13 protein-coding genes and 2 riboswitches are annotated in these 16,177 nt (G+C 60.0%); of the genes, 3 read left to right on the forward strand and 10 right to left on the reverse strand.

Translation table 11 applies throughout. The features are described 5' to 3' along the window. From thiB to JZX88_RS17760, 4 genes are all read right to left on the reverse strand, one after another. Window positions 1-1,014 (reverse strand): thiamine ABC transporter substrate binding subunit, encoded by a 1,014-nt coding sequence (thiB, locus tag JZX88_RS17745; protein WP_065114331.1) that lies wholly within the window; start codon window positions 1,012-1,014, stop codon window positions 1-3. A 37-nt stretch (window positions 1,015-1,051) separates the two neighbouring features. Next, a riboswitch (TPP riboswitch) is annotated at window positions 1,052-1,162 on the reverse strand. Window positions 1,163-1,207: 45 nt separating this feature from the next. Next, complete coding sequence (locus JZX88_RS17750) at window positions 1,208-1,600, reverse strand: VOC family protein (protein ID WP_110756667.1); 393 nt, start codon at window positions 1,598-1,600, stop codon at window positions 1,208-1,210. A 92-nt stretch (window positions 1,601-1,692) separates the two neighbouring features. Beyond that, window positions 1,693-3,519, reverse strand: coding sequence for an ABC-F family ATP-binding cassette domain-containing protein (locus tag JZX88_RS17755; protein ID WP_206914313.1), 1,827 nt, complete (start codon window positions 3,517-3,519; stop codon window positions 1,693-1,695). 4 nt (window positions 3,520-3,523) lie between these two features. After that, window positions 3,524-4,177, reverse strand: a complete 654-nt coding sequence (locus JZX88_RS17760; protein WP_206914314.1) for a thiamine diphosphokinase — start codon at window positions 4,175-4,177, stop codon at window positions 3,524-3,526. Window positions 4,178-4,266: 89 nt separating this feature from the next. Next, a riboswitch (SAM riboswitch) is annotated at window positions 4,267-4,343 on the forward strand. 82 nt (window positions 4,344-4,425) lie between these two features. Between JZX88_RS17760 and metA the strand changes: the two genes are divergently transcribed. Beyond that, window positions 4,426-5,352, forward strand: a complete 927-nt coding sequence (gene metA / locus JZX88_RS17765) for a homoserine O-succinyltransferase (protein ID WP_065114335.1) — start codon at window positions 4,426-4,428, stop codon at window positions 5,350-5,352. Between the two features lie 177 nt (window positions 5,353-5,529). Continuing rightward, entirely contained in the window at window positions 5,530-6,549 is a 1,020-nt protein-coding gene (locus JZX88_RS17770) for an aldose epimerase family protein (protein ID WP_174030618.1), read from the forward strand. Window positions 6,550-6,564: 15 nt separating this feature from the next. On the opposite strand, the gene mtgA is transcribed toward JZX88_RS17770, so the two are convergent. Next, window positions 6,565-7,311 carry a monofunctional biosynthetic peptidoglycan transglycosylase gene (gene mtgA / locus JZX88_RS17775; RefSeq protein WP_206914315.1) on the reverse strand — a complete coding sequence of 249 codons (747 nt, stop codon included), beginning with the start codon at window positions 7,309-7,311 and terminating at the stop codon, window positions 6,565-6,567. 139 nt (window positions 7,312-7,450) lie between these two features. On the opposite strand from mtgA, the gene JZX88_RS17780 reads away from it, so the two are divergent. Next, window positions 7,451-8,365, forward strand: a complete 915-nt coding sequence (locus tag JZX88_RS17780) for a polyprenyl synthetase family protein (protein WP_110756660.1) — start codon at window positions 7,451-7,453, stop codon at window positions 8,363-8,365. 31 nt (window positions 8,366-8,396) lie between these two features. Here JZX88_RS17780 and JZX88_RS17785 read toward each other — a convergent pair whose 3' ends face one another. The 5 genes from JZX88_RS17785 to pyc all read right to left on the reverse strand — a co-directional run bounded on the left by JZX88_RS17785 (window position 8,397) and on the right by pyc (window position 16,087). Continuing rightward, window positions 8,397-9,059 (reverse strand): OmpA family protein, encoded by a 663-nt coding sequence (locus tag JZX88_RS17785; RefSeq protein ID WP_065114337.1) that lies wholly within the window; start codon window positions 9,057-9,059, stop codon window positions 8,397-8,399. 66 nt (window positions 9,060-9,125) lie between these two features. Then, complete coding sequence (ispG, locus tag JZX88_RS17790) at window positions 9,126-10,376, reverse strand: flavodoxin-dependent (E)-4-hydroxy-3-methylbut-2-enyl-diphosphate synthase (protein ID WP_065114338.1); 1,251 nt, start codon at window positions 10,374-10,376, stop codon at window positions 9,126-9,128. Window positions 10,377-10,496: 120 nt separating this feature from the next. Further along, window positions 10,497-11,687, reverse strand: a complete 1,191-nt coding sequence (locus tag JZX88_RS17795) for an MFS transporter (protein ID WP_206914316.1) — start codon at window positions 11,685-11,687, stop codon at window positions 10,497-10,499. Between the two features lie 12 nt (window positions 11,688-11,699). Beyond that, a complete protein-coding gene (locus tag JZX88_RS17800; RefSeq protein ID WP_206914317.1) occupies window positions 11,700-12,500 on the reverse strand; it encodes a DeoR/GlpR family DNA-binding transcription regulator in 801 nt (266 codons plus the stop codon). A gap of 125 nt (window positions 12,501-12,625) precedes the next feature. Beyond that, complete coding sequence (gene pyc / locus JZX88_RS17805; protein WP_206914318.1) at window positions 12,626-16,087, reverse strand: pyruvate carboxylase; 3,462 nt, start codon at window positions 16,085-16,087, stop codon at window positions 12,626-12,628. Window positions 16,088-16,177: the final 90 nt, after the last annotated feature.

Below are 16,177 nucleotides of genomic sequence, written 5' to 3' on the forward strand. Positions count from 1 at the left end.
TCAGTTCATGCTCATGGCCGCCAGCCACTCTTCGATCCAGGCCTTGCGGTTCTTGGCCACCTCTTCCGGGTCCATCAGGAAAGTCTTCTGCGGCACCACGAGTTTGGAAAACGCCTCCGGCAAAGGTGCCGAGGTTGCCGCAACCGGCATCATCCAGTTGTTCTGCGGAATCGCATCCTGAAAACCCGATGTGAGCGTGAAAGCAAGGAACTGCTTTGCCAGCTCCTTGTGCGGTGCGTTTTTGAGAAGGCCGGACACCTCGATCTGGATGTAATGTCCTTCGGAAAAGGCGGCGGCCTGATAACGGTCCGACTTTTCGGCGACCATGTGATAGGCGGGTGAGGTGGTGTAGGAAAGCACCATCGGCACCTCACCCTTGGTGAAGAGACCGTAGGATTCCGACCAGCCAGGCGTGACGGTGAGAATACGCTTCCTGAGCTTTGCCCATGCCTCCGGCGCCTTGTCGCCATAAACCGATTTTACCCACAAAAGCAGGCCGAGCCCGGGCGTTGAGGTACGCGGGTCCTGAATGGCGATCTTCTGCGAGGGATCGCCTTCCACCAGCTCTTTCAAGCTCGTCGGCGGGTTCTTCACGGTCTGCGTATCATAGACGACGGCGAAATGCCCGTAATCATAGGGCACGAAAACATCGTCCCTGTAACCGCCCGGCACCCTGGCCGCCGATGCATCAATGCCGCTGGCGTCAAAAAGCCCCGTCTGCTTCGCCTCCGCCACGAGATTGGTATCGAGACCGACGACGACATCGGCCTTGGACCCCGCGCCTTCCAGCTTCAGGCGGTTCAGCAGCGCCACGCCATCCGCAACACCCACGAAATTGACCGTGCAACCGCACACCTTCTCGAAGGCCTCCTTCACCTTGGGGCCGGGACCCCATTCGGAAACGAAGCTTTCATAGGTGTAGACGGTCAGTTCCTGCCTGTCCTGCGCAGCGGCGAAACCGGGCAGAAACAGCGAGGCGGCAACGAGGGAATTCAGGAAAAGACGACGGCGCACGGGTATCTCCTCAAAAACGATAGGGAAATAGCCGCTTGCCTTAAAGCCGTCTAATCCCTCCGCCGGTATGAACCGGATCAGGTTCTTCGGGTTGGCAAGCCTCTCAGCCTTCTGCCCGCGAGAACAGAAGACACCCCGTTAGATCACGATGATGGTTTAGTCCCGCCGTTTGCGATTGGCAAGGTGGCTAAGGTCAGCCCTGTCCCGTCATGTGCACCAGTTCCCACACATGGCCGTCGGGATCCTGAAAACTGCCGGCATACATGAAGCCGTGGTCCTGAACGGGTTTCCAGCCACTGCCTCCAGAGGCAAGCGCCGTTGCAATCATCCGGTCTATTTCGTCGCGGCTTCCGGCGGAAAGACAGGTCAGAACTTCGGTGCTGCGCTTGGCATCAGCGATATCGCCATTGATGAAATCGCGAAAACGCTCCTCCTGAAGAAGCATCACGAAGATGTTCTCCTCCACGATCATGCAGAGCGTGCGGTCATCCGAATATTCCGGGTTGAAGCTGAAACCGAGCGCCGTGAAGAAGTTTTTCGATGTCTCGATGTTCTTGACGGGCAGGTTGACGAAGATCATGCGCATGGTGTGAACTCCTCCGAACCGGCACAGGAAACGGCAATTCCGCCTCCCTGTCAAAGGTGGATGCGGTTTCAGTCAGCAAAAGACCATCGTCTTCAGCCTTCCAGTTCCTCGCGCAGCATCTCCAGTTCCAGCCATTCCTCTTCCATGGCCTCCAGCTTTTCGCGCAGTTTCGACATCTCCTGCGCCAGCGTGTTGAAGGTGGCGGGGTCCTTGGTGAAAAGCGCCGGATCGGCCATGCGCTGTTCGCGTTTTGCGATTTCGCCCTGTGCCTTTTCCATCTCCTTCGGCAGATTTTCGAGCGCGAATTTCTGCTTGAAGGAAAGCTTGCCCTTCGCCTTTGCCGGCTCCTGCGACGGCGCGGCTGAAGACGCCGTCTTTGTCTTCTCCTGCTTTTCCGCCTTGCGTTTTTCTTCCGCAGCACCCTTGCGCTGCGCCATCATGTCCGAATAGCCGCCGGCATATTCGATCCAGCGCCCATCCGGCTGGTCCGGATTGGCCGGCGCAATGGTGGAGGTGACGGTGCGGTCGAGAAAATCACGGTCGTGGCTGACCAGAATGACCGTGCCGGAAAAACCCGCAACGATCTCCTGAAGCAGATCGAGCGTTTCAATATCGAGATCGTTGGTCGGCTCGTCGAGGATCAGAAGATTGGTCGGCCGCGCCAGGATGCGCGCCAGAATAAGCCGGGCGCGTTCGCCACCCGAAAGATTACGGATCGGCGTGCGGGCCTGTTCCGGCTGGAACAGGAAGTCCTTCATGTAGCCCGTTACGTGCTTCACTTCCCCATTCACCAGCAGATTGTCACCCCGGCCATCCGTCAGGTAATGCGCGAGCGTATCGTTGGGATTGAGCTCCTCGCGCTTCTGGTCGAGCGTTGCGATCTCCAGGTTGGTGCCAAGCTTCACCACACCGCTATCAGGCTCCAGCTGGCCGGTAAGCATCTTCAAAAGCGTGGTTTTGCCCGCGCCATTCGGCCCGACGAGACCGATGCAATCGCCGCGATGCACCCTCAGCGAAAACGGCGAGACGATCACGCGCTCGCCATAAGCCTTGGTGATGGCCTCTGCCTCGATGACCAGCTTACCGGACTCGCGGCCTTCGGTGACGGTCGCCTGCACCGTACCCTGCGGCCCCTTGTGGCCGCGATATTCGGCGCGCATGGCCTGAAGCTCGCCGACACGGCGCATGTTGCGCTTGCGCCGCGCGGTCACGCCGTACCGCATCCAGTGTTCTTCGCGTTCGATGGCCTTGCCGAGCTTGTGCTGCTCCAGTTCTTCCTCTTCCAGCACCTTGTCGCGCCATTCCTCAAAATGGGCAAAGCCACGATTGAGACGGCGGGACTGGCCGCGATCGAGCCATACGGTCGAAGTCGAGACTTTTTCGAGAAAACGCCGGTCGTGCGAAATCAGCACCAGCGCACTGCGCGACTGCTGCAATTCGCTTTCCAGCCATTCGATGGTGGGCAGGTCCAGATGGTTGGTCGGCTCGTCCAGCATCAGGATATCGGGTTCCGGCGCCATGACGCGGGCAAGCGCCGCACGCCGCGCCTCACCGCCGGAAAGGCTCGCGGGGTTTTCCTGCCCCGTCAGCCCGAGATGCTCGAGAAGATAAGTCACGCGGTAGGCATCGTCACCGGGCCCGAGGCCCGCCTCGGCATAGGCCTGAACGGTGTCGTAGCCGACAAAATCCGGTGCCTGTTCCAGATAGCGGATGGTGGCGGCCGGATGCCGGAAAACCTCGCCCGACTGCGCCTCGACCAGCCCGGCGGCGATCTTCATCAGCGTGGACTTGCCCGAACCGTTGCGCCCGACGAGACAGATGCGGTCACCCGGCTCCACCTGAAGATTGGCGCCATCCAGAAGCGGGGTCACGCCGAAGGTCAGCTTGATATCGTCGAGTTTCAAAATAGGGGGTGCCAAGGCGTCAGGCTCCGGTCAGATCATAAGGGCGGGCGAGCACGATGGCTTTTCCGCTTTTCAGCGAGAAATGCACAGGGCCGCCATTCGCGACATTGGAAATAGTGCGGGAGGAACCGAAAGCAAGCGCGAAATCGTCAAGCGGATAACGCACATTGCCGATATCCAGCCCCCCAAGGGCGGTAAATCCGGCCACCGAGAACAACGAGCCGGCCGGCAGATCGACATCAAGCGAGCCGGGAAGCAGCGGCCGGGCCTCCTCCTCACCGGAGGTCAGCGTAACGTCAAGCCCCCGTTCGGCAAGCGCCACCGCGTAAAGCAGATGCTGCAGCGCGTGGTCGCTTCTCGCGCCCCCGAGCGCGCCCACCAGCAGCAGCGAATGCGCGCCGCGGGAAAGAGCCTCCGAGACAGCAATCTCACCATCCGTCACCGCCTTTGCGGCGGGGTAAGGCTGGCGTTCCACATCAGGCCAGGCATCGAGCAGCTCTTTGCTGGCGGAATCGAAATCCCCGACCCACAGCTCCGGTCTAAGCCCGAGTGGGCCGGCATGGCGCATGCCGCCATCGGCCGCAATCACGCGGCTTTCCGCGACCGCCTCCTCAAGACGATCCGTAACCGTGACATCGCCGCCAAGCAGAATGGTGAAGCGCTCTTTATCCATGCCCTGCCTTATCGCAACTGGCACAAAAAGGGAAAGCCGAAACCCGATGAAATCAGCCTATATTGATTTTCGCCGGCTTCAGGATTATGAAACGCCTCAGTGGTGATTTGCCGACCGGCTTGCAGCCACTTTAAAGAAGTCGCTAAAGGGTCGAGGAAAAAGGCAATTTCCTGGGACCGGTCGCGATTTCGCTGCCGGTTTTTTTGTTTTCGCAACGTTCTTTACGTCATCCGAAAAGAGAGTTCGACATGCCGATCAAGATTCCCGATACGCTTCCCGCCTTTGAAACCCTCGTTCATGAGGGCGTGCGGGTCATGACCGAAACGGCGGCCATCCGGCAGGATATCCGCCCGCTCCAGATCGGGCTTCTCAACCTCATGCCGAACAAGATCAAGACGGAAATCCAGATGGCGCGGCTTGTCGGCGCCTCGCCGCTGCAGGTGGAGCTTTCGCTGGTGAGGATCGGCGGCCACCGCGCCAAGAACACACCGGAAGAACATCTCCTTTCCTTTTATGAGACGTGGGAGGAAGTGCGCCACCGCAAGTTCGACGGTTTCATCATTACCGGCGCGCCCATCGAGCTGCTGGACTATGAAGATGTGACCTACTGGAACGAGATGCAGAAAATTTTCGAGTGGACACAGACCAACGTTCATTCGACGCTGAATGTCTGCTGGGGTGCGATGGCCGCCATCTATCATTTCCACGGCGTTCCAAAATACGAACTGAAGGAAAAGGCATTCGGCGTCTATCGTCACCGCAATCTCTGCCCCTCGTCCATCTACCTGAACGGTTTTTCTGACGATTTTCAGGTTCCGGTCTCCCGCTGGACGGAGGTGCGCCGCGCCGACATAGAAAAACACCCTGAACTCGAAATCCTGATGGAGTCGGAGGAAATGGGCGTATGTCTGGTGCATGAGAAAGCGGGCAACCGGCTTTATATGTTCAACCATGTCGAATATGATTCGACGTCGCTTTCGGATGAATATTTCCGCGATGCGAATGCCGGCGTGCCCATCAAGCTGCCGCATGATTATTTCCCGCACAACGACCCGGAACTTGCCCCGCTCAACCGCTGGCGCAGCCATGCCCATCTGTTTTTCGGCAACTGGATCAACGAAATATATCAGACGACACCTTACGATCTCGAAGCCATCGGTAAACTGGCCGCGTAAAGTGCGCCGCGTCCTGCCAAACGCATGCGACGCGTTTTCGTCCCTGGTTTAAGCATGTCCTTGTGCCAAAACCCCGGGACACTTTTGGTGGACATGCCTTGAATTGCGGGATTGCGAATTGCCGGAAAATGACGCAACGTCCGCCCGGCAATTCACAAGTCCAGGGAGAGTGACGAGATGAGCGACGGTGCGGCACGGGAGAATTTCGGTTTCACGGCAACCGGCGAAAAGGTCGAACGCGTCACCATCTCGAAAGGTGGTTTGACGGCGAAAGTCATCACCTGGGGCGCCGTCATTCAGGACCTGCGCCTTGATGGCCATCAGCCGCCGCTGGTGCTCGGTTTCGATAAATTCGAGGACTACAAATATTCCTCCTATTTTGGCGCCACACCGGGCCGCAACGCCAACCGCATCGGCAATGGCAGGTTTTCCATCGACGGACACGAATACCAGCTGGAGCTGAACGAAAAGGGCGTAACCCATCTGCATGGCGGCAGCGACGGCATGGGCAAGCGCAACTGGATGCTGATGGAACATGGCGAAAGCCACGCGGTACTGCAGATCATCGATCCCGATGGCCGCGCCGGTTATCCCGGTAATTGCACGGTGACGGCCACCTACACGATCCGCGACGGTGGCGTGCTTTCAGTGGTTTATGAAACGGTGAGCGACAAACCGACCATCGCCAATGTCTGCCAGCACTCCTACTTCAATCTCGATGGCGCGGAGACGGCGCTTGGACACGAGATCAGCATTGCCGCCGATTATTATCTGCCGACCAACGAACAGCAGATACCGACCGGCGAAATCCGCTCTGTCGACGGCACCGTCTTCGACCTGCGCCAGCCGACGCCGATGCGGCGCAAGGAGAATGGCGAACAGGTGCTTTACGATCACAATTTCTGCCTGTCGCCCGAGCGCCGTGCCAAGCGCAAGATCGCCCGCGCCTATTCGCCGGCCTCGGATATCGCCCTTGAGGTTCACACCACCGAACCCGGTGTACAGTTTTATTCGGCCTTCAAGCTGAATGTTCCCGTTCCCGGCCTCGACGGCCGCCACTATGGCCCCTTCGCCGGTTTCTGCCTGGAAACGCAGATATGGCCCGATGCCGTCAATCACGCGGATTTTCCGCACGCGATCCTGCGGCCGGGCGAAACCCTGCGGCAGGAAACCGATTATATCTTCACGAAAGGCTGAGTTGGCGGGCGGGGATCAGTCCAGCACGCAGCCGACATAGCCGCCCGATGCCCGGGCACGCCGCTCGATGAGGCCCGCGAGCCTTTGCAGGCCGCGCCCCGGCTTGCTGGCGACACGATCGATGGGATTGGGCAGGGAGACGGCCAGCAGTGCCGCCTGACGGGAACTGAGCTTTGCCGCCGGAATCTTGAAATGGTGCTGCGCGGCGGCCTCGATGCCGTAAATACCCGGGCCCCATTCGGCAACGTTGAGATAAATCTCCATCATCCGCTTTTTGGACCAGAGGAAATCGGCGGCAATCGCCAGCGGCAGTTCCAGCCCCTTGCGCAGGAAAGAGCGGCCGTTCCATAAAAACAGGTTCTTTGCCGTCTGCATCGGAATGGTGCTGGCGCCACGGGTCGCGGCCCCGTCGAGTGCATTGCTGACCACCGACTGCATCTGGTTCCAGTCCACCCCGCCATGGAAACAGAATTGTCCGTCCTCGGACATCATCACGGATTGGACCAGACGCGGGGAAATATCCTCAAGCGGCACCCAGCGCCGGTCGTAACCCTGCAGGGTCACCAGATCCGCCAGCATCAGCGTCGAAACAGGGCGGATAAACGGCAGCGCATAGACGGGAATGAGCAGATAGGGCAGGATCAGCAATGCCAGCAAGGTCATGATGATGCGCTTTGCCAACGTGCGAAAATCCACCTTCGGACTGCTCCGGTCTTCCGCCAGCACGGCGTAATCTGCGTCGCTTTCAGGCGTACTGCTCAATATCCGTCCCCGCGCCCCACGCCAATTTAAGCCTTTCATAGTCCATTGCCGTCTTCAAGGCGAGTCCGGTCACACTGTTGCGGCTCTCGAATCACGAAAAGGTTTGCCTGGCCCGGCGCGGCGTGCCAAAGAGCGCGGCATGGACGCTCAGATGACGAATTTTGAAACGCGGCTGCGCGAGAACGCGGCAAAAACCGAGGCCCTGCTCGGCCGCCTGCTCTCGGGTGAAGCGCGCGGAGACGAGATCACGCGCCCGCAGAACCTGCTCGACGCCATGCGCCATGGGGTGCTGAACGGCGGCAAACGCCTGCGGCCCTTCCTCGTCATCGAAAGCGCCGAACTTGCGGGCGGAGACGCCGAAGCCGCTTATTATGTCGGCGCAGCACTGGAATGCCTCCATTGTTATTCGCTTGTTCATGACGATCTGCCGGCCATGGACGACGACGACCTGCGCCGTGGCCAGCCGACAGTGCATCGCAAATTCGATGAGGCGACCGCCATTCTCGCCGGCGACAGCCTGCTGACACTCGCTTTCGATATCATCGCCTCGGATGAAAATCCGCTCGCGGCCGAGCGCAAGGCCGCACTCGTGCTTTCGCTCGCCCGCGCAGCCGGCATTGGCGGCATGGCTGGCGGACAGGCGCTCGATCTTGCCGCTGAAAAGAAGGCGCCGGACGAGGCTGGCGTCATTACATTGCAGGCCATGAAAACCGGCGCATTGCTGCGTTTCGCCTGCGAGGCCGGCGCGATCATTGCCGGCAGCGACAGTGCCGAACGGCAGAGACTGCGTCTCTTCGGCGAAAAGATCGGCCTCGCGTTCCAGCTCGCCGACGATCTTCTGGATCTGACCGCCGATGCCGCCACCATGGGCAAGGCGACCGGCAAGGACGCCGCACGCGGCAAGGGAACGCTGGTGGCACTGCGCGGCGAGGAATGGGCGCGCCGCAAACTGCAGGAACAGGTGGCCGAAGCCGCAGAACTCCTGGCCCCTTATGGTGAAAAGGCCGCGATTCTCATCGCGGCCGCAAGATTTATCGCCGAACGCAAAAGCTGAGTCGGCATACCCGCTCAGCCCCTACATCCGATCAGCCCTTGAGGGGCGAAATCAGCACTTCGACGCGGCGGTTCTGGGCGCGACCGTCAGGCGTTGCATTCGATGCGATCGGCTGCGAGGCACCGAAGCCGAGTGTCGAAATACGGCGCTGGTCGACACCGCGCGCACCCAGATAATTGGCGACCGAAGCGGCGCGACGTTCCGAAAGGCCCTGATTGTAACCGGGGCTACCGGTGGAATCGGTGTGACCGTTGATATCGATCAGCGTGCGGTTGAACTTGTTCAGCACGATGCCGACGGAATCGAGCGTCTGATAGAACGGCGGAATGACCTGATCCTGATCCGTCGCGAAGGTAATGTTCGACGGCATGTTGAGAACGATGCTGTCGCCGCGGCGGGAAACCGAAACGCCCGTACCCTGAAGCTGGGCGCGAAGCTCGGCTTCCTGACCATCCATGTAATTGCCAATGGCGCCACCGGCGAGCGCACCGATGCCCGCACCGATAAGCGCAGCATTGCGACGACCGGTCGGCGAACCGCCGACAGCCAGACCGCCGAGCGCGCCAACCACGGCGCCGATACCGGCACCGCCCGCCGTATTCGACATCTTTTGCTCACCCGTATAGGGATCGGTGGTGGTGCAAGCGGAAAGATAGGTCCCGCAAAGGGCGACGATCGCGATTTTTTTGATCATATGTTTTGATGCTCCGAGAGGTTCAGGAGGTACGACAGTGGAATTCCGGCCTTTTCACGGTACTCTTTACTCCGCCGCGTCTTTCCGGCCAAAACGCTTTTCGATGTAATCGGCCACAAGCGCTTCGAAATCACCGGCAATGTTGGGACCACGCAGGGTGAGCGCCTTTTCCCCATCTATGAAGACGGGAGCGGCAGGGCTTTCGCCGGTTCCGGGCAGGGAAATACCGATATCGGCATGTTTGCTTTCGCCGGGACCGTTGACGATGCAGCCCATGACAGCAACATTCAGCGCCTCGACACCGGGATATTTCTCGCGCCAGACCGGCATGTTCTTGCGAATATCGTTCTGGATGTTCTGCGCCAGTTCCTGAAAGACGGTGGACGTGGTGCGCCCGCAGCCGGGACATGCCGCAACAACGGGAATGAATTGCCTGAAACCCATGACCTGCAGCAATTCCTGCGCCACCTGCACCTCGCGGGTGCGGTCGCCATTCGGCTCCGGCGTCAGCGAAACACGGATCGTATCGCCGATACCGTGCTGTAGCACATAACCCATGGCGGCAGACGAGGCGACGATGCCCTTGGAACCCATGCCCGCTTCGGTAAGACCCAGATGCAGGGCGTGATCGGACCGCTCCGACAACATCGAATAAACGGCGATCAGATCCTGCACCTGACTGACCTTGGCGGACAGGATGATGCGATTGCGCGGCAGGCCGATCTCTTCGGCAAGCTCGGCGGAAATCAGCGCCGACTGCACGATGGCCTCGCGCGTGACCTGGCGGGCGGAGAGCGGAAAACCCTCTTCCTTGTTCCTGTCCATCAGCGTGGTCAGCAATTCCTGATCCAGCGACCCCCAGTTCACGCCGATTCGGACCGGCTTGTCGTAGCGGATCGCCATTTCGACGATTTCGCCGAACTGCTTGTCCTTTTTATCCTTGAAGCCAACGTTGCCGGGATTGATGCGGTATTTCGCCAGTGCTTCGGCGCAGGCCGGATGGTCGGCCAGAAGCTTGTGGCCGATATAATGGAAATCGCCGACAAGCGGCACATCAAGCCCAAGACGCAGCAACCGCTCGCGGATTTTCGGAACGGCAGCCGCACTCTCGTCACGGTCGACGGTGATGCGAACGATTTCCGAACCGGCCCGGAACAGCGCCGCCACTTGGCTGACGGTGGCATCGATGTCAGCCGTGTCGGTATTGGTCATCGACTGCACGACGACGGGCGCGCCGCCACCGACGATGACACCGCCCACGTCTACGGCGACGGATGCGCGGCGGGGCTTAGGATCGTAATCGGCATGTGACGTCATGGCGGTCTCTGGAGCTTGCGGCAAGGTCTGGCAATTGAGGTGAAACAAGGGGGCCTGCTTGTCAACACCCAACGCATGAGAGCTTCTACTTTACCGCAATCATGGCAAAATTCGAGACGCCTATTCCTTGCCGGCGCCATCCGCGTGGCGGGCGAGCCGCGAAAGCAGCAAAACCACCACATGCAGCAACGGCAGCGCGATGAAAACACTGGCAAGACCCGTATGTTCTGCAATGAAGCCGATTGCGGAGGGTGCCACCAGAATACCGGAATAACCCATGGTGGTGACGACGGAGAGCCCGATTCCCGGCGCCAGTCCCGGCATGTTGCCGGCCGCCGAGAAGGCGATGGGCACCATGTTGGAAATACCGATGCCCGCAATGGCGAAGCCGATGATGGCGAAGGTGGAATTGCCCGCAAGACCAGCGATCAACAGACCGGTGATTGACATGACCGAGCAGAATCGCAGGGTATTGACCGCTCCGAACCGGTCACGCACCAGATCGCCGGCAAAACGCATGGCCGCCATGGTCATAGAGAAGGCCGCGAAAGCGAAACCGGACTGGGACACCGAGGCTCCCAGCTCATTGCGCAGATAAAGTGCGCCCCAATCGAGGATCGCGCCTTCCGGAATCATCGAGAACAGCGCCATCAGGCCGATGATCCATGGCAGCGGTGTCAGCGGCAGGCCGCCTTTCGGGCGCTCCGCTCCCAGATGCGGACGATCCGCGAGAACCCGCGGCCAGGCAATGACCAGCAGCACCAGCGCAATGATCGTTAGCGCAACAGCATGGCCCTGCACACCAATGGCCGTGATGAGGTAACCACCGAGACCGGCGCCGATCAGGCCACCAAGGCTCCAGAACGCATGGCACGACGACATGATCGCCCGGCGCATGTCGCGCTCCACCGCCACCGCATTGGCGTTCATGGCGACGTCCATCGCCCCCGTCAGGCCGCCAAACAGGAAGACCGCAATTACCCCCGCCCAGATCGTGCCTGCCCAGGAGATGAAGAGCAGCGTCGGCAAAAAGATCGCCGCAGTCACGAGGCTGACCGTGCGCGAGCCGAAACGGGCAATCTGGGAACCGGCAATGGGCATGAAGACCAGTGAGCCGATGCCGAAAACCAGAATGATAAGGCCGAGAGCGCTTTCACTGAGGGACAGGCGCGCTGCGAATTCCGGGATCTTGGGCGCCCAGGATCCCATCATGAAACCGTTCATCAAAAACAGCAGGGAAACGCCCAGCCTGTGCCGGGTCAGATAGGACGAGCGTGCAGCCGTCGGCGAAAATGACGTGGGGCCATTCATCGGCAATATCCTTCAGACTTGACCGTGGGAAAATCGGGCGACGTCTTCATCGCCGCAATAAACGTCTACGCCCTTCGCCGACAGCGCCTCGACCAATGCGCGGTCGGCATCCTGCTCCAGCACGAGGGAAAGCGGCGGGGAAAAATCATGGACGTGAAAGGCTGCCTTGTGACCGAGCTTTTCGGTGGTGATTGCCGCGACAATCCGCTGGCTGGCGCTGCAGGCAAGCCGCTTGAACACCGCATCCTCGAAAACATCGGCCGAGAGGCCCATTTCAGTCGCGACACCGCAAACGCCGAGAATACAGAGGTCGGGCCGCATCAACTCAAGCTGCCGCAGTGCCATGGCGTCGATCGCAGCACCAACAGCCGGATCGACCTTGCCGCCGATCAGCACCAGATCGATATCGGCTCGCCCTGTCAGTTCGGCGGCAATGGCGGGCGTATTCGTCACGACTGTGAGGTTGAGACCGGCCGGGATCGCTCGTGCAACGGCGAGATTGGTGGAGCCGGCATCGATAAAAACGACCATGCCCGGCTCAAGCAGCGGAACGACGGCACGCGCCAGCATCGCCTTGCGATCGGCATCCTCGGCAATGCGCATCTTCAGCGGCACCGTCGTGCTGTCGGAGAGCAGTGCTCCGCCATAGACCCGCAGACATTCCCCACGCGCCGCCATCTCGCGCAGGTCACGGCGCACAGTGTCTTCGGAAACACCGAAATTCTGGGCCAGATCCTGCGCAAGCACCCGGCCGCTTTGCCGCAACTGCGCGAGGATGAGCGCCTGCCGCTCACTGACAAAATGATCGCTCATCGAAACTCATGCATAAACAGGAACAAACGTGCACGAACATGCATATTCGAGTTTCTTCCGAAGCGCAATAAAAAACGCCCGCCGAAAGGCGGGCGTCTGCAACCTTATCGACGATGCGACAGGGCTTATTCGGCGTAGGAGATCAACAGGTCCTTCGCGTCGATCTGGTCGCCGGGGCGCACCAGAACCTCAGCGATCTTGCCGTCACGTTCGGCGTGGAGCGCGGTTTCCATCTTCATCGCTTCGATGGACAGCAGCACATCGCCGGCCTTGACCTCCTGCCCCTGATTGACAAAGACGCGGCTGATCACGCCCGGCATCGGCGCGCCGATATGGGATGCATTGCCGGGTTCGGCCTTGCGGCGCACGGCGGCACCGGAGGCGCCATGTGCCCGGTCCGGCACCTTGATGCGGCGCGGCTGACCGTTGATCTCGAAGAACACCGTCACCGTGCCCTTATCGTCAGTGCCCGATGAGGCCTGATTGACGATGACAAGCGTCTTGCCGCGCTCGATATCGGCAAACAGCTCCTCGCCATCCTCCATGCCGTAGAAATAGGCATGGGTGGGCAGCACGGAAACCGGACCATAGGTCTCGGCGGTAAGCGCGAAATCGGTGAACACTTTCGGATACATCAGATAGGACGCGAACTCAAAATCGTCGACCTTGCGCTCCAGCTTGGTCTCGATCACCTTCCGCTCCGCGTCGAGATCGGCATCTTCCAGCAGCGAACCCGGGCGAACCGTGTAGGGCGCTTCACCCTTCAGCGCCTTTTTCTGCAGGGCTGCCGGCCAGCCGCCGGGCGACTGTCCCAGATCGCCCTTCAGCATCGACACCACCGAGTCAGGGAAAGACACTTCACGATCAGGGTTTTCAACGTCGGCAACCGTCAGGTCCTGGCTGACCATCATCAGCGCCATGTCACCGACGACCTTGGAGGACGGCGTCACCTTGACGATATCGCCGAACATGCGGTTGGCGTCGGCATAGGCCTGCGCCACCTCGTGCCAGCGGCTCTCGAGACCCAGCGAACGGGCCTGTTCCTTGAGATTGGTGAACTGGCCGCCCGGCATTTCATGCAGGTAGACTTCCGAAGCCGGTCCCTTGAGATCACTTTCGAAAGCCGCATATTGATTGCGTACGGCCTCCCAATAGAAGGAAATGCGGCGGATCCATTCGGTATCGAGACCCGTATCGCGTTCCGACCCCGCCAGCGCCTCCACGATCGAGCCGAGGCATGGCTGCGACGTATTGCCGGAGAAGGCATCCATTGCAGCATCCACGGCGTCGACGCCGGCATCCACGGCAGCAAGAACGGTCGCGGCGGAAATGCCCGAGGTGTCATGGGTGTGGAAATGGATCGGCAGGCTGGTCGCCTCGCGCAGCGCCTTGAACAGGACCCTGGCGGCAGCCGGTTTCAACAGACCCGCCATGTCCTTGACGGCGATGATATGCGCACCGGCCTTTTCAAGCTCGGCGGCAAGGCTGGTATAATATTTGAGATCGTATTTCGGACGCGCCGAATTCAGCAGATCGCCGGTGTAGCAGATGGTCGCCTCGCAGAGCTTGTTCTCCTCGGCAATCGCATCCATCGAGACACGCATATTCTCCACCCAGTTCAGGCAGTCGAAGACGCGGAAAAGATCGACCCCGCCCCTTGCGGCCTGGCGGACGAAATATTTGACGACGTTATCAGGATAATTCTTGTATCCGACGCCATTCGCACCGCGCAGAAGCATCTGCAGCAGCAGGTTCGGCGCGCCTTCCCGAATGAGGGCCAGACGTTCCCAGGGGTCTTCAGTCAGGAAGCGCATGGAAACGTCGAATGTCGCCCCGCCCCAGCACTCCAGCGACAGAAGCTGCGGCAGCGCCTTGGCGTAAACATTGGCGACCCGGGCGATATCATGGGTGCGGACACGGGTGGCCAGCAGCGACTGGTGCCCGTCGCGCATGGTCGTGTCGGTGACCAGCACGCGCTTTTCGTTGCGCATCCAGTCCGCGAAGCCCTTCGGACCGAGCTTGTCCAGCAACTGCTTGGTGCCGTCAGGCGTCGGCGCATCGATATAGGGTACGACGGGCTTTGCCGCCTTGTCGGAGGGTTTCGCACGCCCCTTGGTTTCCGGGTGGCCATTAACGGTCACGTCGGCAAGATAGGTCAGAAGCTTGGTGGCGCGGTCCTGACGCTTGACCTGCGCAAACAGTTCCGGCGTCGAATCGATGAAGCGGGTCGTATAGGTATTGTTGCGGAAGCTGTCGTGACCGATGATAGCTTCAAGGAAGGTGAGGTTGGTCGCAACGCCGCGGATACGGAATTCGCGCAGCGCGCGGTCCATGCGGTTGATTGCCTCATCCGGGCGCGGTGCCCAGGCCGTCACCTTGACGAGCAGCGGATCGTAATATCGCGTGATGACAGCGCCGGTATAGGACGTGCCGCCGTCCAGACGAATGCCGAAGCCCGAAGCGGAGCGATAGGCAGTGATACGGCCATAATCCGGAATGAAATTATGTTCCGGGTCTTCCGTCGTGATGCGGCACTGCAGCGCGTGACCGTTGAGGCGGATATCCCCCTGCTTGGGAACGCCGGATTCCGCCGTACCGATGGCAGCCCCTTCAAGAATATGAATCTGCGCCTTGACGATATCGATACCGGTCACGACTTCGGTGACGGTATGTTCCACCTGAATACGCGGATTGACCTCGATGAAGTAGAATTTGCCGCTGTCGGCATCCATCAGATATTCAACCGTGCCGGCGCCGATATAATTGGTCGCGGCGGCGATCTTCAGGGAGTAGGAGGCGAGCTCCTGACGCTGCGCTTCGCTCAGATAGGGCGCGGGCGCACGCTCGACCACCTTTTGGTTGCGGCGCTGGATCGAACAATCACGCTCGAACAGATGTACGACATTGCCATGCGTATCGCCGAGAATCTGGCTTTCGACGTGACGCGCACGCTCGACCAGCTTTTCGAGATAAACCTCATCCTTGCCGAAGGCGGCTTTCGCCTCGCGCTTGGCCTCCGTCACCTCACGGGCGAGATCTTCTCGTCTGCGGATGGCGCGCATGCCGCGACCGCCACCACCCCAGGAGGCTTTCAGCATGACGGGATAGCCGATTTCCTCGGCCATGCGCTCCACTTCCGCAATATCATCCGGCAGCGGATCGGTGGCGGGAACAACGGGTACATCAACCGAGATCGCCAGATTGCGGGCAGCGACCTTGTTGCCGAGCTGGCGCATCGTATCCGCCGTCGGTCCGATGAAGGTGATGCCGGCCTTGTTGCAGGCCTCCACAAATTCCGGGCTTTCAGACAGCAGACCATAACCGGGATGGATCGCGTCCGCTCCGGAGAGCTTGGCCACACGGATAACTTCCTCAATCGAAAGATAACTTTCGATTGGCCCCATATCCTTGGCGAGATGCGGCCCCCTGCCGACCTGATAGGATTCATCCGCCTTGAAGCGGTGCAAAGACAGCTTGTCTTCTTCCGCCCAAATCGCAACGGTTTTAATCCCAAGCTCGTTGGCTGCCCGGAAAACGCGGATCGCTATTTCGGATCGGTTGGCAACAAGTATTTTCGATATTTTCAAGACGGTCTCCCCACACGCCAAAACAAAATTTCTGCTGCACTGCGGAATTAAGCAGCAAAACCCGGTCTTGGAAAGGGCAATTCGGGAGAG

Origin of the sequence: Agrobacterium sp. OT33 (assembly GCF_017313365.1) — a bacterium.
Taxonomy (GTDB): Bacteria; Pseudomonadota; Alphaproteobacteria; order Rhizobiales; family Rhizobiaceae; genus Agrobacterium; species Agrobacterium rhizogenes_A.